Origin of the sequence: Acetivibrio mesophilus (assembly GCF_004102745.1) — a bacterium.
Lineage (GTDB): Bacteria > Bacillota > Clostridia > Acetivibrionales > Acetivibrionaceae > Hungateiclostridium > Hungateiclostridium mesophilum.
Map to the genome: position 1 here is coordinate 1 of NZ_RLII01000004.1, position 21,097 is coordinate 21,097.

Here is a 21,097-nt window from a genome sequence, read left to right on the forward strand (position 1 = left end):
AATTATTTCTTTCACTTGCTCTTTTGATAATGTTGACATAAAAAATCTCCTCCTTGGATATTATTTTGTAATTCTTGCCAAGAAGGAGTCTTTTCATTCTCTTATACACAAAATTTTCAACATTCTCTTTGTTTTTGCATTCTATTATACTTCACTGCCGCCGATTAATCCTATTCTCTTCAAAACATCCACAAACTTTTCTGTGTCTATAGGCTTTGCTGCATAGGCTTCACATCCCGATTCAAATGCAGTATATACATTTGTCGTATCATTCAAAGCTGTGGTCATTACAACCTTCACCCGATCATCACCTTTAATCCCCTTTTGCTTTTCCACATCTCTTATTGCCTTTAAAGCCTTTGTTCCGTCAAGCTTTGGCATCATAATGTCAAGGCATACCAAGTCATAGGGTTTTCCTTCGTCAAGGGCAAGCATAAAAGCGTCAACAGCTTCAATTCCGTCTATAGTAATGTCACATTCCCCGTAAGAAGAAAGAAACTTGTACAAAAACTTCCTGCTGGCAAAATCGTCTTCTGCAATTAGTATCCTCATTTTATTACCCCTTTCCATAGATATTATTATATTTGTTTCATTCTTACTTACTAAAGTTTGTCAACCTCCTGTTTCAGTTCCTCATAAAGCTGTTTAACATTCTCAAGCTGATTTTTCCTCGCAAGAAGTTGTATCCTGAAAGCAAGACTTTTTACTTTCTCAAAACCCTTGCTCTGGGCAAACTCTTTTACCATTAGAGCACTTTTATCAATCGCAACAAAGTTTTCATTCAATATGGAAAGATTCAGTCTATTCATTATATCTTCAAAACTCAAATCCATTTCAGTCTTATTTATAGCTATAGACTCAATAGTTTCTTCGCTTTGCTCTATATCTTCATCTTCACTCTTTTTCATTTTCTGTATTTTGCCGCCGGGTTGTTCATCATGGTATACTACCCTGTTTACTGCTGCATAAAAGTCATCAAAGGAAAAGGGCTTGGGAATATAATCATCCATTCCCGCTTCTAAAAACTTTTCCCTATCATCCTGAAGAGCGTACGCAGTAACTGCAATAATAGGAATGTGTCTGAAAGTTCCTTCCTCCATCTTTCTTATTCTCTTCGTCGCTTCGATACCATCCAGTTGCGGCATCTGAATATCCATCAGTATAAGGTCAAACTCATTTTCTTCGAATAGCTTAATTGCTTCTATACCATTCTCTGCAATTGTGATAGAATACTGCTCATTTTTCAACATACCCAATACCACCAGCTGATTAACTTTATCATCCTCAGCGACTAATATATTGAGTCTTCGTTCAGGTAATCCCGTCTTGATATTTACAGAGTTTTCTGTCGGAACGTTACTTTTATCCTTTCGCTTAAAACTTGCCGTAAAATAGAAAGTGCTTCCTTTTTCCTTTTTGCTCTCAACCCAGATTTCGCCATTCATCATCTCAACAAGCTGCTTTGAAATAGCAAGTCCTAAGCCTGTACCTCCATACTTTCTGGTAATAGAACTATCAACCTGACTGAAGCTTTTAAACAATAGCCCGATTTTATCACTATCTATACCTATTCCTGTGTCCGATACACTAAATTTTAACTTTATGGAATCATCTCTTTTATCAACAATATCCGCAGATATTCTTACCTCGCCAACATCAGTGAATTTTACAGCATTGGAAATCAGGTTGTTCAAAACCTGCTGTAGCCGTCCGGGATCACCTACCAAAATTCTAGGTATTCCCTTTTGCACACTGTAGCTGAGCTTTAGCCCTTTTTCCTTTAATTGTGCAACATGAGACTTGTATGTCCTTTCCAGTAGGTTCAAAAGGTCAAACTTGACATTTTCCAAAGTCATTTTTCCTGCTTCTATCTTTGAATAGTCCAAAATGTCGTTTATAACCCTAAGAAGCAGGTCTGCACAGGAGTTTATAATATTGAGGTTCTCCCTCTGATCACCTGTCAATTCCGTCTGCAAAGTGAGATTGGTCATCCCGATTATTCCATTTAACGGAGTCCGTATTTCATGACTCATGTTTGCAAGGAATTCGCTCTTTGCTCGGTTTGCAGCCTCCGCTGCCTCCTTTGCCTTAAAAAGGTTTTCCGACATTAACTTCCTTTCAGTAATATCTTCTGAAACTTTCAGGTAATTCGTTATGACACCTTCGGAGTCAATTATGGGATAATAGCATGCGTATTCCCAAAATATTATGTCGTCTTTTGACTTATGCTTAATTTCTCCTCTCCATTCTTTACCTGAAGCTATCGCCTCAATCATTTCACTATATTTTTCTTTAGTGCCCGCTTGCATCTCCATAAAGAAAAGACTTTTTCCCACTGCTTCATTAAAGCTGTATCCCGTTACCTGAGTAAACCGGCGATTTACGTATTCAATATTTCCATGGGTGTCAGCCATCACAATAATACCGGGACTTTGCTCCACCGCCTGAGACAACTTATGAAGTTTCTCCTCCGCTTTTCTTATTCTTGTTATGTCCCTGAAAACCACAACCACGCCCATTATTCTTCTGTCAGAATTCTTTATGGGGGCAGTGCTTGCCGAGACATATCTTAGTGTCCCATCTTTTGAGACTAGCATAGTATTTTTCCTAAGCCCCACAGTTTTTCGCTCCACCAACACCCTTTCATAGGGGTTTGGTTCAGGCTCACAGCTAACGCCATTTATTATCTCAAAAACTTCAGAGAGAGGTTTCCCAATTGAACAACTAGAAGAATAGCCTGTCAGCTCCTGGGCTGCTTTGTTCATCATAATTACAGTTCCCTTTTCGTCAGTGACAATTACGCCGTCTCCTATACTCTCTAAGGTTACTACTAATCTTTCATTTTCCTCAATTAGCTCAGTTTCAAATCTTTTTTGCGCTCTTTTCTGTTCATACTCTAGGCACTTCTTAAATACAATGGATTTTAACCTTGTAATATCTCCCTTAATGCAGTAGTCGTCAGCTCCTAATTTCGCCATTTCGTACCCTTGTTCACTATTATCCTCTTCTAAAAGCACAATAATCGGTACCTCTGCATTAAGCCCATGCAATAACTCTATTGCATCAGCAAAAGAAAGATCTTTGCAATAGTCAACAAACACAATATCAAAGGTATTCTTCACTAAATAATACTTGAATTCATTACGTGTCCTCACAATTCTTATGAAACACTTGTACCCCATATCCAACAACGCATTTTCTATAGTAGCTATAAGACCCAGGTCTTCTCCTGCTACCAGTACTTCGAGGTCCTCATTCAAATTATCCTTCACCTCGGTTTTTTTACTTTTCTTAAGCCGCAATTCTATTACAGCTTATTACAGCATTGAATATACCAATTGCGGCATTGCTTCTAGAGAAGCCTGCTTTTCAACGGCTCCTATTTCGAAGGCGACTTTTGGCATTCCGTATACAACACAGGATTTTTCATCCTGCCCCAATGTCCGTGCGCCTTTTTGTCTCATCGCTAAAAGACCACTTGCACCGTCCCGGCCCATGCCTGTAAGTATTATACCTACAGCATTTTTACCGGCTACCTGAGCAACTGAATTAAAAAGCACATCCACTGACGGGCAATGCCCGCTGACCTTTTCACCTTTAACACACTCTACTATGTAGCCTGTTCCGCTTTTTTTGAGTGTCATATGATAATCCCCCGGTGCAATCAATACCGTCCCCGGGCAAACCCTATCTCCGTTTTTCGCTTCCCTGACTTCCATAACGCACGAGTTATTTAGTCTTTCTGCATACATTCTGGTAAATACCGGGGGCATATGCTGAACAATAACAGTTCCCGGTATATCCCTAGGAAGTAATTTCAGCAGGTTGAATATTGCTTCAGTACCTCCGGTAGATGCACCAATAGCAATGATTTTATTTGAAGCTCCGCTGTTTAAGCTTCCAACGGCTTTTGAAACGGTATATTCTTTTTTCCAGTGCCCCACCTTTGCCGTTGAAGCAATTTTAATTTTTATTATCAACTCGTTTATTAAGAAGTCAAATCCTTTTTGGCTCGACAAATCCGGCTTTGTCACAAAATCAACAGCACCGGCATTTAAAGCATCAAATACATTCTGACTTGCAGCACTTACCACAACAACAGGAATAGGATACTGAGGCATAAGCCGCTTTAAGAACTCAATTCCATTCATTCTCGGCATTTCAACATCCAAGGTCATAACATCCGGCTTAAACTCAATAATCCTGTCTCTAGCAGCATAGGGATCCGATGCTGTTGCCACCACCTCGATTGCTGCATCCTGTGCTATTCCCTTTGAAATTTTTTCTCTAAACAAGAGCGAGTCATCAACTACCAGGACTCTAATTTTTCTTTTAATGCTGATTCTCTTAGTATCCAAGCTCTATCTATTCCTTTCTATAGACTGCTGGCATTATATATTTGTACCTGGTTTCTTCTCGGTTTAAAGACTCTGAATGTCCAATAAACAAATATCCTCCCGGCTCAGTAAACTCATAGAATCTGTTTACCAGTTCCGTTTTGGTCTGCTGATCAAAATATATCATTACATTTCTACAAAAGATAACGTGAAACTTTTTTTTGAAGGGAAAGGAAGTATTCATAAGGTTAAAAATCCTGAATATAACCTCATTTCGAATACTATCCACCACAGCCCAATTTTCCTCATCTACCTTTCTGAAATACTTTCTTTTCCATGCTGCCGGTACCCCTTCAATGCGTTCATTTGAATAAATGCCGCAGGTAGCTTTTTGAATCACATTCATGGAGATATCTGTTGCCAAAACCCGCGTATCCCAGAATGCTTTTTGCGCACCAAAAAAGTCTGCGATTATCATTGCAAGAGTGTAGGGCTCCTCACCGCTCGAGCATCCTGCACTCCATATTCTAAGGTCCATAGATCCCTTTATAGTAGCCGAAAGGTACGGCAAAACATTTGAAGCAAAAAATTCAAAGTGATCCGGCTCCCTCATAAAAAAGGTATGATTTGTGGTTATCTTGTTTATAAGGGTTGTTAGCGCTTCGCCGGTTGTATCGGATACCACATATTCATAGTAGTCCGAAAAACTTTTGAAATTCTTCTGCTGCAAAATATTTTGGAGCCTTCCTACAACCAATGTCTTTTTCTTTTCCGTCAAGTTTATGCCATAGTTGCTCTTGACATATTCAGCAAGCCTATCAAACTCTTTTTTAGTAATATTCAACATCTAACCTCACCAGTTAAATATAATTTTTTCAGATATTACTTAAATTTTCACACTCTTCGTCATTCAACAGCTTATTGCAGTCAAGCAGCAGCTTAACTTCATCACCGACCTTACCGATTTCCTTAATGTAGTGGTTGCTAAAACCAGTGTTCGCCTCCGGAGGAGGTACTATATTATTTTCCGGGATAGATACCACTTCTGCAACGCTGTCCACAATAAGACCAACGGAAATATCCTTAATGTCAACAACCACAATACATGTCCTGTCATTATACTCCATCGGTTCCTTTTTAAACCTTAGCCTTACATCTAAAACAGGTATAATCTTTCCTCTTAGATTTATTATGCCTTTAATATATTGCGGCAGCTCAGGAACTTCAGTTATCTGCTGTATACCGATTATCTCGGTAACATACTTAATCTCTATGCCGTATACCTCTTTCCCTATAACAAAGGTAAGGTATTTGCCCTTTTGAGTATCTTCTTCGTATTCCAAAACATTTTCCAAAACTTCACTCATGACTAAACCCCCTTCTAATTAACTAATCCGGCAATATCAAATATAAGACTTATGCTTCCGTCGCCTAAAAGTGTACAGCCTCCGATACCCTTTACCTTGCTTATATACTTCGGAAGTGCCTTGACGACTACCTGTTGCTCTCCTAGCAATTCATCTGCAAATATGCATATTACCTTGGAGTCATTTTCAACCATAATAATTATTCCGTCATTAATATCATTAACTTCGGTATCGATTTTATAGAACTTGTGAAGTCTTAATACAGGATAAACTTCACCTCTAACCATGATCATTTCATTGCCTTCGGCATCTCTGATGATAGCTTCATTTTTTACTTTAAAGGACTCTTTAATTGATATTGTCGGTATTGTATATCTGGATTTTCCGACTTTAATACTCATACCGTTAATAATGGCCAGTGTCAAAGGTAACTTGATTGAAATTATCGTTCCATTATCCGGAATACTGTCAACAAAAATTGTTCCGCCCACCATAGAGATGTTTTTGCTTACGATATCCATTCCCACACCACGCCCGGAAAATTCAGTTACATTTTCCTTTGTTGAAAAGCCGGGCATAAAAATAAATGAATATATTTCTTTATCCGTAAGCTCGTTCTCCGGCCTATGTATAAGACCCACGTTTCTTGCTTTCTTAAGAATTTTTTCCCGGTTAAGCCCTCTTCCGTCATCCTTTACAAATATCCATACATCCCCTCCGGCATTTTTAGCTTCAAGAGTAATCTTTCCTTCCGGCGGTTTTCCCTTTGCCACTCTCTCTTGAGTATCTTCAAGTCCGTGGTCTACAGCATTTCTTATAAGGTGAATAAGTGGATCGGATATGCGTTCAATAATATTTTTGTCAACCTCGGTTTCCTCTCCTATTATCTCGAGCTCTATTGACTTATTCAGTTTTTTGCCCATATCCCTAACTATCCTGTTCATCTTCTGGAAAGTCATTGACAGCGGAACCATACGGATTGACATCACCACATCCTGCAGCTCATTTGTCAATTTATTGAGCTGCCTTGCAGCCTTGTGAAAATTATCCAGTTGAAGTCCCTCAAGGTCGGGATTCTGCGTTACCATAGCTTCGGAAATAACTATTTCACCAACCAAATCCATCAGTTTGTCAAGTTTTGCTATGTTAACACTTATAACACTTTGCTTGCTTGAGGTTGCAACATTCTCTCCCGAAGAACTTGCTTTTTTCTCTTGTAGATGGTGCCTGTCGGAAGAATGTTCGCTTTGTTCCGAATCAACCAAAGGATCGTTCAAAACAATATCCTTTGCAAACTTTTGCTCCTCTTCTTTCGGTTCGTCTTCCTTAGTATCTTTCATGCTCTCTATTACATCTTCGAGATCTTCATTTATCACATAGACTTCGAGACTCTTAAGAAGAAGGGTATGGGATAATCTGTCCTTTACATCATCAAGTCCCAAATCAGTACTGAACACTATCCTGAAGCCTTCCTTCTGGATAATCTCACTATCTCCGCTACCCTCAACAACATCCTCAGGGTAGAAATAATTTACATCAGCTATTTCCTTTAAATCATGAATTACAGAAAATGCCCTGATGTTTTCCATACCACACTGGTCCTCAAATTTAAGTACAGCCTCATATTTATGACTCTTTGGGCTTGATCCCATTTTATTTGAGCTTATATAGTACTTTTGATCCTTCTCAACCTCTAATGTCTGATATGAGTCAGAATCATTTGATTTGGTTCCCTCGTTGCTCACATTCTTCAAATTGCTTAAGTATTCCCTTATTTCTTTTATAAAGTCAGTAGCATCTCCATCGGGTTCCTGCCCATTTTCAATCTTTGCAGTCTCATTCTTAATAAAGTCAACTCCATTTAACACAATATCTGTGATTTCTGTTGAATTAATATTCCCAGGCTTTTCCTCACGCAGATAAAAGAACAGGTCTTCAATAGAATGGGCAAGTTTTGATATATCATCAAAGAGCATCATGGCTGCTGAGCCCTTTATAGTGTGCATGATTCTGAAAATCTCATCAATTGAAGATTCAAACCCGCTTTCCTTCTCACTGCTAATAAGTGACTGTTCTAATTGATCCAATAACTGGAGCGTTTCAAATATAAACATTTCCAGCATCGGCTCACGACTAATGCTATCAGCCAATTTCTATCACCCCCGTGTTTTTATTGTTGACTATTTATTTTTTTTGTGCTATTACAACTTTTCGATAGCCTGTATAACATAATCTTCCTTAAAGGGTTTTACAATGAATCCTTTGGCACCTGCTAAAATTGCATCCTTTACAAAGCACTCCTGACCCATTGAGGAAATCATTATAACTTTTGCATTGGGATCAAACTCTTTAATCAACTTCACTGCCTTTATCCCGTCGCATACTGGCATAGTTATATCCATAGTAACTATATCCGGCTTCATTTCCTTATACTTGGTGACAGCAATTATACCGTTTTCGGCTTCTCCAACCACCTCATGTCCATGTCTCTCCAGCATCATCTTGAGGGATGTCCTCATAAATCCTGCATCGTCAACTATTAAGATTCTTTTCATTTCTTCACACTCCCATGTTTTTTAGTTTATTGCATACTCAATACCATGGATTAGAGCTAAATTACTTCCCCTTGCATTCTGGAAATTCAGATTAAATAATTACAGACTTGCGTTTCCTTATATTTATGAATAAAACAAAGATATGTATTTAAAGTCAGAATAAATATGTTATGTAAATATTATGACATTTGTTTTCAATTTTATCAAGTAAAAAAATATTCATTTGATGTTTATATCGAATTCTATTATACTATTATTAACAGTAAATTTTTATTATATTATAAATACTTAGGTCGAGGCGAGGTTGGATGGATGATAAATTTTCTCGGAATAGGTAGTGCTTTTAATACCCAACTGGGCAATAACAGTGCTTACATAAAGAAAGACAAATGCTTTATTCTGTTCGACTGCGGCAGTACCGTATTTGGCAGACTTCGCAGCCTAAATCTTATAGATGATGTTTCAGAACTATATATTATTATAACTCATACTCATCCCGATCATATAGGAAGTCTCGGTGAACTGGTTTTTTATTCCCACTATATTCGAAACATAAAACCAAAGATTCTTTTTCCCGAAAAGAATTTTATTGACACGATTCTGGGCAGTATGGGCGTAAAAAGCGATTATTATGAAGTTTTAAGCTCTCAGAATACTATAATTAATAATAATGATTTTTGTATGGAAATTTCATTCCACAAGTGTACCCATGTAGATTTAATTCCGTCTTATGGATTTATCTTCAAATTTGACGGTTCCACATTATATTACAGCGGCGATTCCAATTCCATTGACAATTTCGTGCTGGAAGGCTTGGAAAAAGGTACCATTCATTTTTTATATCAGGATACCTGTGGAATTGACTATAACGAAAATCCTCATTTTTACCTTGGAAGGCTTGCAAAAATGATAAAGCCGGAGCTTCGGCATAAGGTCTATTGCATGCACATTGACCCCAAATTCGCCAGAGATGAGGCATTAAAGCTGGGCTTTAATGTAGTCGAAGCAGTAATAAATCCTAAGTCTATGCCTTAAAATCTATTACCGCCTCTATACCTTTTTCATATTTCCCTTTGGCATTATGTAGCTATCTTCATTTCCAATCTCAGCTTGTCGGCTACCATTGCTATAAACTCTGAGTTTGTTGGTTTACCCTTCCCGATATTTATAGTATAGCCAAACAATGAATCTATTGTATCAATCTGTCCTCTGCTCCATGCCACTTCAATAGCGTGTCTTATTGCCCTTTCAACTCTGCTGGGTGTCGTATTGTATTCCTTTGCTATCGAAGGATATAACTGCTTAGTAATTGAGTTTATCACGTCAAGGTCCTTAACAACCATTATTATAGCATCCCTTAAGTACTGATAACCTTTTATATGTGCCGGTACGCCTATTTCATGCATAATGTTTGTTACCTCTGCTTCAAGATTCTTTGGCTGAGGCAGGTGATAGGATGCTTTGATTTCACTGGCGATATGCTCCTGTCTTATAACGTTAGATTGGTTTACGTTCTTCAGCTGCCTTATTCTTGAAATCAAAACCTCCATATCAAAAGGTTTTACAACATAGTATTCCGCTCCAAGTGCCAGCGCTCTTTGTGTTATCTTATCCTGGCCTACCGCAGAGAGAATAATAAACAGAGGTCTCTTGGCGATTGCAGTTGCCCCTATTTTCTCCAAAACGCCCAATCCATCTAAATGTGGCATAATAATATCAAGTATCGCAATGTCAGGAAGCTTCTCAACTATAAGGTCATAGGCTTCGATACCGTCTCTTGCTACACCAACCACCTCAATATCTTCCTGATTGTTAAGATATTCATATAAAATATCACCAAACTCCCTATTATCATCCGCAATTACAACCCGAATCTTATTTGACGACAAATTGACTCCCCCTTAACTTTTTGTAAAAGACTGTTAGTAAATTTATAGCATTATTATATTGTCTATTCGACAAAATTTCAATATACTGGGTAATTAAATTGCTTTTTATACTGCTCATTTTACATATATAATAGCGCTCATTCATTTCCTGTAATCACTGGTATTTATGGATTTTGTAACGCGAACAAATCTTTTATTAAATTTGTCAATCTAAAAGGAATATCTTAAAATTCCTCGGAAATATGCAAAATTCCGGGAAATATGCAGTTTATGTAAAATATGTGTATCCTCCCTACGAAAATACACATATTTTAATGCCCCACGAAAACTATTGATGAAGTAATAATTTCCCTTAAGAAGCATTGGCCATTTCAAGATTTTGCAAATTGGCATCAGCCATATTCTTAATCATCCACTCAATTAGTATGCCATACCCTCTTGTAGGGTCATTCACCAGTACATGAGTTACAGCTCCTACCAGCTTACCATCCTGTAAGATAGGACTTCCTGACATACCCTGAACAATTCCTCCCGTTGCTTCAAGAAGTCTGTCGTCAGTCACCCTAATAATCATTCCCTTCAAACCATTGGCACTTTTCCTTGAAACCTTCTCAATCTCAATACTATACTCTTCAACATTTTTTCCGTCTATGTTGGCAAGTATGGTAGCAGGCCCCTCCTTTATATCATTTCTTAATGCTATTGGATACCTGACGTTTGAGAATTTGTCCAAAGCCGTATCGTTTAAAGTTCCATATATGCCATAATGGCTGTTTTTAATTATTTTTCCCAAGCTACCGCTATCTTCTATCAGTACACCCTTAAGTTCTCCAGGATTGCCCTTTGTACCTCTTTTTATAGTCAGAATATTTGATTCAATGAGTTCTCCTCTTTCAACAGGCATAATGGACCCCGTATCAATATCAGTGATTCCGTGTCCCAGTGCTCCAAAACCTTTTGTCCCCGGGTCATAGAATGTCAGAGTACCAATACCTGCTGTGCTGTCTCTCACCCACATCCCCACACGGTACTTATTATCCTCAACCGATTTGACCGGTGTCATTTTTGCATTGTTGTAGCTGTTTCCTCTCTTATATTTTACCCATATGTTTTCACCCATGCTTTTTTCTACTTCACTTATCAAATCATAGGCAGTATCAATCCGGTTGTTGTTTATTTCAAAAATGAGATCTCCCGGTTTTAGCCCCGAATCCCTGGCCGGAAGCAGCTTCTTCCCATCATTGGTTTCAACATCCGACAATCCGATAACCAATATTCCGTCTACCTTTATTTTTACACCTACAGTATTTCCACAGGCTACAACCTCTTTATACGGTACAACGTCAACATACATGGTTTTTAGAGGAATGAGTCCTAAAAGCTTTAAGCTCAAGCTTGTTCTGCCCAGCTTGCTGGCTTTAAACATTACCCTGTTTCCAGCTCCCTTATAACCATTATTCACTTTTGAGTCTTCACTGTCAAATATTAATATATCATTATTATCTGATTTGAAATTTACAAGGTTTACAAGAAATGGGTTTGTGAATTTATAAGTATATTCTTGATCTTCGAATAATGTTAACTGATTCGGAAAAATAAAAATTATTCTTATATATGTTATAGTCAATACTGCAGCACAAACGCTAAAAAAAACTATTAACTTTCTTTTTGTGGGTTTTATAAATTTCAAACCGATCACCTCCTGGTGTCTTGTTTTGGAAAGCAAAAATTCTAAAAAATTTATTTACATAATCATTGCGACATTGATTATTTTTGCCCTCGATTACTAACATTAAATTAACCTATAATAACTTTATTTATTCACCAAAAACAGTACTGAAATAATGTTAAAAAATAGGCAGCGTGATCTAAATAAAATAAAAGAAAAAAAGCTTAGGATTATCCTTCTCCTAAGCTTTTTTATGGCTATTTGAAAAATCTATTTATTAGATTCTCTTGTTTTTAAATTCTCTTGCATTGTCAAGCATTTCTTCTGCATGCTTTAATGTGATATCGGTAATACTTGCTCCCCCGATAATCCTAGCAATCTCATCCCTCTTTCCTTTTTCATCGAGCTTTTTAACTACTGTCTTTGTATTGCCGTTTTCGGTCATCTTGTCAATATAATAGTTATTGTCTGCCATACAAGCTATTTGTGCCAGATGGGTAACGGATATAACCTGATGGGTCTTCGAGATGTAGCAAAGCTTCTCTCCCACCTTCTGGGCAGCAATACCGCTTATCCCAATGTCAATCTCGTCAAATATCATTGTAGGCATTTTATCTACTTTTGCAAGAATTGTCTTTATGGCAAGCATTACCCTTGACATTTCTCCCCCGGAGGCTATCTTTGCCAGGGGCTTTAAGGGCTCACCCACATTGGTAGAAATCATAAACTCAACCCGGTCAAGACCATTGTTATTATATTTTCTTTCAGCCTTATCCATTGAATCGTCAAAATCTATTTTTACCTTAAGGCTGGTACTTTTCATTTCCAGGTCCTTAAGCTCTTCTCCTATCCTTTCTTCAAGAAGCTTCGACGCTTTGACTCTCTCATTGCTTATTTCCTTTGCCAATCGGTATAGCTCTTTATCTTCTTCTAGAAGGTTTTCATTTAGCTCCTTCACCAAATCTTCATTATTTAAAATTTCGTTCAATTCCTTCTGTACTTCAGCCTTATACTCCAGAATCTCTTCTACCGAATCTCCATATTTCTTTTTAAGCCTATATAGTACATCAAGTCTTTCTTCAATCTGCATAAGAAGGTTTGGGTCATATTCCACATCGTCCCTGAAGCTACGGATTTCGGAAACAATATCGTCAAGTTCAATAGCAACTGCTTCAATTCTCTTTTTCAATGAGCCGTATTTATCATCAAATCCCTCAATATTACCAAAATCCAGCACTGACTTATTTATTATATCCAGGGCCGACTCTCCAAATTTGCTTCCGGTGCCCAAAAACTCATATGCGGTCGAGAGGGTGTTTGTAATTTTTTCAGAATTAACCAATACTTCCCTTTGTCTTGAAAGTTCCTCTTCTTCACCGGTCTTTAGCTTTGCCTTTTTTATTTCATCAATTTGAAATTTGAGAATATCTATTTTACGCTCCCTTTCATTTCTGTCACCGACCAAGCTCTTCAATTTGCTCTTAATCTTTCGATATTCCTCAAGATGCTTCAAATACTCATCTTTCAGGCCCTGAAGCTTGGATGAGGCAAAGGAGTCCAAAAGGTCAATATGGCTTTCGATTCTAAGAAGGGACTGATTGTCATGCTGTCCATGCACATCAATGAGTCTCTCGCCTATTTGCTTTAGCATTGAAACCGTTGCAATTCTGCCGTTAATTCTGCAGGTATTCTTTCCTGAGGTGGTAAACTCCCTTGATACAACCAGTGTACCATCTTCTTCCCATTCAATTCCAAACCCCTCAAAAAGATCCGAAAGTCTGTCCTTATCAACTTGAAAAACAGCTTCAACAACAGCCTTATCCCTGCCTGTCCTTATAAGCTCTTTAGACAGCCTTTGACCCAGAATTGCATTTATTGAGTCAATTATAATGGACTTACCCGCTCCCGTTTCGCCGGTCAACACATTAAGCCCTTCTCCCAACTCAATTCCAACCCTATCAATTATAGCTACATTCTGAATTTCCAATCGTTGAAGCATGACCAAACCCTCACTTCTTTCAGAATTAATAATTTATAAGAAATGATATTTAATCCATCTAAACAACAATGTAAGAGGAATACCGACATCCATCATCTATCATCGAATTTTACAAGTTTGCTCAGCTTTTCAACAAGCTCCTTGGCAATCTTTTCAGTCCTGCAAACAATAATTACAGTATCATCTCCAGCTATTGAGCCAACTATCTCCGAGCGGTTCATGGAGTCAATTGCCGATGCCGATGCCTGTGCCATACCCGGTAATGTTTTAACCACCACTATATTGTTTGCATAATCACTTGAAACATAAGACTCTGAAAATATTGTCATAAGCCTATTTAACACAGTATTGTCAGTATTGGAAAAAGGTGCATACTTGTACCGTCCATCTGCTGTCATCACTTTGATGAGCCTTAGCTCCTTTATATCTCTTGATATCGTAGCCTGGGTAACTTCCATCCCTGCTTTCTTCAGTCTGTCAGCAATCTCCTCCTGAGTCTCGATGACCTCTTTATCAATAATCTCAAGTATTTTCGCCTGCCTGCTGTATTTCATATTACTTCATACTCTCTCCTCTATCATAAATTTTACCCCTTAACACATCGAAAAAGTTTTTCTCATTAAACCTTACCATAGGCATTCTTACCTGGGATTTCTTCGTTATGATTATGTCCCCTCCTCTGACCTCATATCCATTCTGTCCATCTACGGTAACCATTGCTTCGTGGTGACTACTCTCGGCAACTACCACCTTTATCACCCTGTCAGCCGTAGTTATAAAGGATCTTGAATACAAAAGATGCGGACATATAGGAGTAGAAATAATTAAATCTACGTCCGGCTCCACTAAGGGCCCCCCAGCGGAAAGAGAATAGGCTGTTGAGCCAGTCGGTGTTGAAATAATCAGTCCATCCCCAGGATAGAGGTCCATAAATGCATCATTAATGTATGTCTTGAGGTGTAAAATCCTAGATATCGCTCCTCTGGAAATAACAACATCATTGAGTACAATATCCTCGGCTACAACCTTTCCATCCCTCACAATAGCGGTATCTAGCATCATTCTTTCATCAATAGTGAATTCACCTTCAACCAGATGCTTTGCCGCTTTTTCAATGTCGTTTTTATCAACATCGGCCAAAAAGCCCAGCTTTCCAAGATTGACCCCCAAAAGAGGCTTGCGTTTTGCTACAATTGTCCTAGCAGCCTTAAGAAAGGTACCATCCCCACCAAGACACACCATCACATCCGACATATCAACCATCTTGTCTTCATTAATATTCAACTCTTTATCCCCGGTCTTTGATGCAACATCGTCGCATACAAGGGCCGTCCCGCCCCATTTTCTTATACTGTCCATAAGGATCCTTGTATATTTAAGACCCTCGTCTTTATCTTCATTAGGTATTATTCCTATCTTCAACATTATATCCCTCTAATTCTAAAAAGTTACAATCCCTCAAAGCTAATATTCTGTATTATGATCATCCCTAAATAATCCCATACACTTAATATATAAATCTAAAAGGGTCTTTTCGCAATAATTATATACAATAAATTGTAAAAGCACAACAATTAATAATACTTAATTATTAAATATAATTATTAATTATAATTATTTCTTTAGTTTTATTCGATAATAAATAATAAGTGGTATAATGCTGTTTTTTCAGCTGTACCCCATTGCATTTCCATATTTTGATTTGTACAAATATTCTTTGGTTTTTTTATACTGTGTCGCATTTGTATACATCTTTTATACAGATTGCATGATTTCAGGAGTTGATAATAAATATGAACATACTCAACAACAGATATAAGGTAATCACAATTATTAATGAAGACTTATCAAATACATTATATCTTGTTTCAGACATGATAAATGATAATAAAAGAATGGCTCTTAAGTTCATCAATCCGGAGCTGATACCTTTAAAAACCATGGAGAATTTTAGAAGGGAGTTTGTCACTCTTTCTTCTTTATCTCATCCTAACCTTATGCAAATTTATGGCTTTGGAGCGATACAATCCATTGATGGTACCCTGACGTCATCCAAACAGTACTATTGCACCTATGAATATATAAAAGGCAAAAATATAATTAATGCCGTTTCAAACATGTGCTTTGAAAAAAAGATCGACATTCTTCTTCAAATATGCAATGCTCTAGCCTATTTGCACCGAAGAGGGTTTTCCTTTAAAAATCTTGACCATAAAAGTATCATTATAACCGAAGTCGATGGCAAGCCTTGCGCAAAACTGATTGGCATGCCCGGAAATGAAGATATGGAAAAGACAGTTTTCCGGTTAAAGAAAATATCCAACCAGTTTAAATTGCCTGAAGAAATAAAGTCCAAAAAGAAAAATGATCTTGGGGATCTCTATTCTCTGGGAGTTTTGATTTTTTACCTTCTAACAGGTAAGAACCCCAACAGAAATAACTTCTTAAATATCTGGGAGCAGTACCGAAACAATCCTTCATCCTTAAAATCCGTACCGGATAATGTCGATAGGAAAAGAATACTCGACGTTATCAATAGACTTACTTCCATCAATCCTGCAGACCAATACACAGACGTATACTCTGTTATTAAGGAAATTGAAGAAATATGCAATATTAAGAAGACCCATTTTCACAATAAATATTTTGAAAAAATTATAACTAAAACTAAGCTCATAGGAAGAGATGAAAACATAAACCAGCTAAATCTATGGGTAAATGAAGTTTCAAACAATACATGCAAGCAAAAAATAACCTGTATAACCGGTGAAGCTGGTATTGGTAAAACAAGACTCTTAAGCGAATTTCTGTTTTCTATGTCTCTTGACAAAATAAGGGTATTACACGGTGTGTCTTCCGAGAACGAGGAAAACACCTATGAACCGGTAAAACAGATACTGGAACAGCTAATACCCTTTTCGCCGTCTGAAATATTGGAAAGCTTTAAATCCGAGCTTGTAAAAATCCTGCCGGATGAAAAAAGCTTAAAAGGGGCGATTCCAAGTCCAGCTCTGCCTGACGAAAAGGAAAAGCTGAGACTTAAAGTGAGATTATCCAACTTTATATCCAATGTTTTGGAAAAGGAAGTATCTGTTCTGATATTTGACAATGCCCAATGGCTGGACGAGGCTACTTTAGAGCTTATTGACTATCTTTCAAGCTCAAAAAAGACTCCACTTTGCATAATTCTGTCCTACCAGAAAGAACCTATGCTCAAAAACAAGGCAGGACAAAAATATATTCACAAATGGTTAAGCTCATCTATTGCCAATGAGGTCAGCCTTACCAGATTTGACTTCGAAGAAACCTGCGAATTTATAAAAAACGTCCTTGCAATAACAAGTTGTCCTGTTGCCTTCTGCACAGAAATGTTCCGTTATACCGAAGGAAACCCAGGCTTTATAATTGATGCTATTACAGCATTGTTTAAAGAGGGAAAGCTCTACATTGACAACAACGGACAATGGAGCACCGAATTCGATGAAGATGCCGATTACTCCAGGCTCTATATCCCCCCAAGCATGCATGAAGCTGTGTGGAAGCATATAAATAGTTTGGATGAGATTTCATATAAAGCTTTAGAAACAATTTCAGCTTTCAATATGCCAGTATCCTTTGAGGTAATTGAGTCAATATTGGACGCTTCCCACGATGACATAAGGGATATACTTGCGGAGCTTATTTCCCACCAGATAGTAGAGCAAAGACTTGCGGACTGGGGCTACACCTATGATTTCCACTCGAAAAAAATTAAAAATGAAATATACAAAAAGATTGAACCCTCTAGAAAAAAAGCCCTTCATAAAAAATGCTCCGAAATTTTAGAGGAAATGTATAAAGACGAGAACAGAGTAAATAAGGATGAGCTTATTTATCATTATATAAAAACCGGTGAAAAGCAAAAGGCTTTAAATCTTATTATAGAATCGGCAGACAGAATGTTAAAACTCCACATCAATGCCCAAACCATGGCCTATCTGAAAAAAGGACGTCAGATAGCGAAGGATATTTCCTCTATAAAAGACACCATAAAGATTCTCCTGATGATGGGTGAACTTTATCGCAGGAAAGGAGAAAACCGAAAGGCCTCTGACTGCTACAATGAGGCTTTGAAATATGCGGTGGAGTTCGATGATAAAGTTGCAATTGCAAAAGTCAAGGAAATGATTGGTGCCCTGTACACAAGAAAAAATGATTTTGACCGAGCACTGGTCTCACTAAACGAGTCCTTAATGTTGTCCAAAGAAACAGGCTATGTGGAGGGCTATCTTGAAGCCGTCCGACGCATATGCTGGGTATATATATTTAAGCGAAAAAACGAAGAAGCAATAGATATGATTAACAAGGTACTTTCGGAATATAGTGACGAAAAATACTCCTTCTACCATGCCTCGCTTTATAATGTTCTCGGTACCCATTACCTGGAACAGTCAAATATAAACGAGGCTTTGAATTGCTATAACAAAAGTATAGAGCTTTATCAAAAAATCAATGAAAATGTTGAAATAGCCTATCCCCTCAACAACATTGCCACAGTATTTGCCGAATTTTTAAACGATAATGCAAAAGCCCGAGAATATTTTGAAAAATCCCTTCAGATAAATCTTGCAAACAATATGGTTGAAGGAATATCAAGCTGTTATGACAACCTTGGGGAAACTCACCGATTGGAAGACAATTATACCCAAGCACTGGAATACTACTTTAAGTGTGAAGAACAAGCAAGGGAAAGTGAGCTTAATTCTCTGCTGTTTACTGTCAATAAAAATATTATGCTTGCCTACCTTGAGGTGGACGAATATCAAAAATCCTATGAATATCTACTTAAGGTAACTCAGGAAATGGAAAAGAATTCAGATCGCGGTCATGACCTTCAAATTTTCTATGAATATGCCGCAAGATACTACTTTGAAATAGGATGCTTTGAGGAAGCAAAGGCCATGGCACTAAAAGGAATAAACACATGCAAAAAGTCAAGCACCAAAGAGAGCTTGACTCTAAATTGCCTTGTCCTTCTATCGGAACATTATACCTCAAGCCGGAATGATTCAGAGCTTCTTTTCCAAAATGCCCTGACTTTACTGAAAAACTACGAATGCTGTTCCACCATCAAGGAGCGAAGAGATGTGCTCCACCAGCTTGCGGAGGCATTAATTGCTTTCGATAACATAGAGGCATCCCGCTGTCTTCTGAGAAAAAGCCTAGAACTCAGCACGACTGTTAATACAAAAAAGCTGGAAATTGAGTATCTTATACTCTATGGGACCTGCGAAGGTGGCAACCCTGGAATTGAAATCATTAATAAGTCTTTAGAGTTAAATGAGGAATATAAAAGTCTGCGTTTAAGATGGAAAGGCTACCGCGCAATCGGTAATATTTATTATTCCATTAAGGAAAAAAGTTTATCCGGCATAAACTATATAAAGGCCTTAGATGCACTGTATCATCTTGTGCAAAAAGTTCCCGTTGAATTTCACAATTCATTTTTGTTTTCCCATAACCACGAGGAACCCAGGGCTAGACTCCTATCCCTAAAAGCAGATAATCTAAAGGAACAGGAACTCTTAGTCCAACGACAGATGCGCAATAAAATCAATAACAGTAAAAGTATTATCCAACATTTTTTTGACGGAATAAACTATGAATTCATATTTCAACAGTCTGGAAACAGTATAACTTCGGATGCCGGTGAAAACTCTCCTTCGAAATTGGATGAGGAAAAAATCGGAATCATAGAAAATTTGATAATGAATTCTACTTCCGATTACCTTAATAACCTTAAGATGATCCTTGAAGCCGCATGCAACCTAACGTCGGCAGAAACAGGCTATATACTCCGGTACAACGATAATAACGAGCTGGATGCCTTTGTTGTACGTACTGACAATACAGAGCCCGATTATTATAACTATATAATCGAGCGTGTTAATGAAAATATTGATGGAATACTTGTCGCTAACAGTTTTGATAAAAAAATAGGTAATACCGATATATTCCTTCCCGGAGGTGTCAAGGCTGTTATCTGTATTCCTATATACGGTCATGATCCCAGTGACAAATGCACGTCTATCAAACAGACAAAAAGAAAACACCGGGAATCCAGCGATTATAATATTAAAGGATATATTTATCTTTCAACTAGAAATGTATTTAATCAATTTTCTTGGCATAGCTTCGGTATGGTTAAGCTTCTCTCAAAAATTGCTGCTCTTCAAATAGAGAATTACGACCTAAGAATAATTTCATCCATTGACAAATTGACGGGAGCTTACACAAGAAAATTCTTCGAAAGTGCTATCGAAACTCAAATCAAGAAGGCTGTCAGAGAAAAAAGTCAGTTGTCTATAGTCATGATTGATATTGATAAGTTTAAGAGCGTAAATGATAACTATGGACATCAAAAGGGGGATGAAATCCTCTCAAATGTTGGAAATATTTTACTCAAAAATATTAGGCCAACAGATATTTGCTGCAGGTACGGAGGCGAAGAATTTGTAATTATACTACCGGATACCAGTTCCAGTGAAGCCGAATCTCTTGCTGAAAGGCTGAGAAGTACGGTGGAAAAAGCCCGCTTAATGGGTCAGGGAAATAATCTTACCATCAGCCTCGGTATATCCTGCTATCCAAAGCACGGCAGCATCCGTAATGAGCTTATAGCCAAAGCCGACCAGGCTCTTTATCATGCAAAAGAATCGGGACGAAACCGCGTCTCTCTCTGGAACACAAGGATGCGGAAACTATCTAAAAGAATGGATAAGCTGGCCGGCATAATATCCGGTAATGTTATGCACGACCAAAGAAATGTTCTTTCTTTGATAGAAATCGTCCGGTTGTCCAACGAAATAATGCCCCTTGAGGATAAAATATACCGAGTGCTTGGTACGATAATAGATACCTTTGATTCGGAATACGGCATTCTCATAACCTGTCAGGAACAAAGCTACAAAGTTTTAAAAGTCTATGCAAGAAAAAGTACTGTACCGGGATGGGTTGAGGAAGAAAGCTACAATAGAAAAATCGTAGATAAGGTAATAAAGCAAAAAACCGGAACTTATCTGGTGGATTGGGACAATGTGAATGTACTTGATTCTCAAACCGGTGAGCCAATACTTCACTCAATTGTGGTTGAACCCATATTAAAGGGAAAGGACATCAAAGGGGTTCTATACCTTTCCTGCCCCATCAACCGAAAAGAATACGGCTTTAATGAATTGAACTTTCTCGGTACTTTAGGGAACGTCATATCCGGCATTTTATCAATGCCATAAACCAAAAGGA

14 protein-coding genes are annotated in these 21,097 nt (G+C 37.7%); 2 read left to right on the top strand and 12 right to left on the bottom strand.

The annotated features are described in order from the left end of the window. Positions 1-144 precede the first annotated feature (144 nt). The 7 genes from EFD62_RS04830 to EFD62_RS04860 are packed head-to-tail and all read right to left on the bottom strand — an operon-like array spanning position 145 to position 8,259. Positions 145-552 carry a response regulator gene (locus tag EFD62_RS04830; protein ID WP_069193662.1) on the bottom strand — a complete coding sequence of 136 codons (408 nt, stop codon included), beginning with the start codon at positions 550-552 and terminating at the stop codon, positions 145-147. Between the two features lie 50 nt (positions 553-602). After that, complete coding sequence (locus EFD62_RS04835) at positions 603-3,302, bottom strand: PAS domain S-box protein (RefSeq protein WP_069193661.1); 2,700 nt, start codon at positions 3,300-3,302, stop codon at positions 603-605. Positions 3,303-3,317: 15 nt separating this feature from the next. Continuing rightward, entirely contained in the window at positions 3,318-4,358 is a 1,041-nt protein-coding gene (locus EFD62_RS04840; RefSeq protein ID WP_172406016.1) for a protein-glutamate methylesterase/protein-glutamine glutaminase, read from the bottom strand. A gap of 7 nt (positions 4,359-4,365) precedes the next feature. Continuing rightward, the gene (locus EFD62_RS04845; protein ID WP_069193660.1) at positions 4,366-5,184 is read right to left on the bottom strand and encodes a CheR family methyltransferase; all 819 of its coding nucleotides are present in this window, start codon (positions 5,182-5,184) and stop codon (positions 4,366-4,368) included. A gap of 28 nt (positions 5,185-5,212) precedes the next feature. Continuing rightward, entirely contained in the window at positions 5,213-5,704 is a 492-nt protein-coding gene (locus EFD62_RS04850; protein ID WP_069193659.1) for a chemotaxis protein CheW, read from the bottom strand. Positions 5,705-5,718: 14 nt separating this feature from the next. Beyond that, positions 5,719-7,854, bottom strand: coding sequence for a chemotaxis protein CheA (locus EFD62_RS04855; RefSeq protein WP_128705815.1), 2,136 nt, complete (start codon positions 7,852-7,854; stop codon positions 5,719-5,721). Between the two features lie 51 nt (positions 7,855-7,905). Then, positions 7,906-8,259 carry a response regulator gene (locus EFD62_RS04860; protein ID WP_069193657.1) on the bottom strand — a complete coding sequence of 118 codons (354 nt, stop codon included), beginning with the start codon at positions 8,257-8,259 and terminating at the stop codon, positions 7,906-7,908. 312 nt (positions 8,260-8,571) lie between these two features. Here EFD62_RS04860 and EFD62_RS04865 point away from each other — a divergent pair, with 312 nt between their 5' ends. After that, positions 8,572-9,294 (top strand): MBL fold metallo-hydrolase, encoded by a 723-nt coding sequence (locus EFD62_RS04865; protein WP_069193656.1) that lies wholly within the window; start codon positions 8,572-8,574, stop codon positions 9,292-9,294. A gap of 44 nt (positions 9,295-9,338) precedes the next feature. On the opposite strand, the gene spo0A is transcribed toward EFD62_RS04865, so the two are convergent. The 5 genes from spo0A to EFD62_RS04890 form a co-directional block, all read right to left on the bottom strand. Further along, on the bottom strand, positions 9,339-10,148 hold the full coding sequence (spo0A, locus tag EFD62_RS04870; RefSeq protein ID WP_069193655.1) for a sporulation transcription factor Spo0A: 810 nt from the start codon (positions 10,146-10,148) through the stop codon (positions 9,339-9,341). A 352-nt stretch (positions 10,149-10,500) separates the two neighbouring features. Continuing rightward, positions 10,501-11,838, bottom strand: coding sequence for a SpoIVB peptidase (gene spoIVB / locus EFD62_RS04875; RefSeq protein ID WP_069193654.1), 1,338 nt, complete (start codon positions 11,836-11,838; stop codon positions 10,501-10,503). Positions 11,839-12,094: 256 nt separating this feature from the next. Continuing rightward, positions 12,095-13,816, bottom strand: coding sequence for a DNA repair protein RecN (gene recN / locus EFD62_RS04880; RefSeq protein ID WP_069193653.1), 1,722 nt, complete (start codon positions 13,814-13,816; stop codon positions 12,095-12,097). A gap of 92 nt (positions 13,817-13,908) precedes the next feature. After that, positions 13,909-14,370, bottom strand: coding sequence for an arginine repressor (locus EFD62_RS04885; RefSeq protein ID WP_069193652.1), 462 nt, complete (start codon positions 14,368-14,370; stop codon positions 13,909-13,911). 1 nt (position 14,371) lies between these two features. Beyond that, entirely contained in the window at positions 14,372-15,241 is an 870-nt protein-coding gene (locus EFD62_RS04890; RefSeq protein WP_069193651.1) for an NAD(+)/NADH kinase, read from the bottom strand. A gap of 368 nt (positions 15,242-15,609) precedes the next feature. Between EFD62_RS04890 and EFD62_RS04895 the strand changes: the two genes are divergently transcribed. Next, complete coding sequence (locus EFD62_RS04895; RefSeq protein WP_069193650.1) at positions 15,610-21,087, top strand: diguanylate cyclase; 5,478 nt, start codon at positions 15,610-15,612, stop codon at positions 21,085-21,087. Positions 21,088-21,097: the final 10 nt, after the last annotated feature.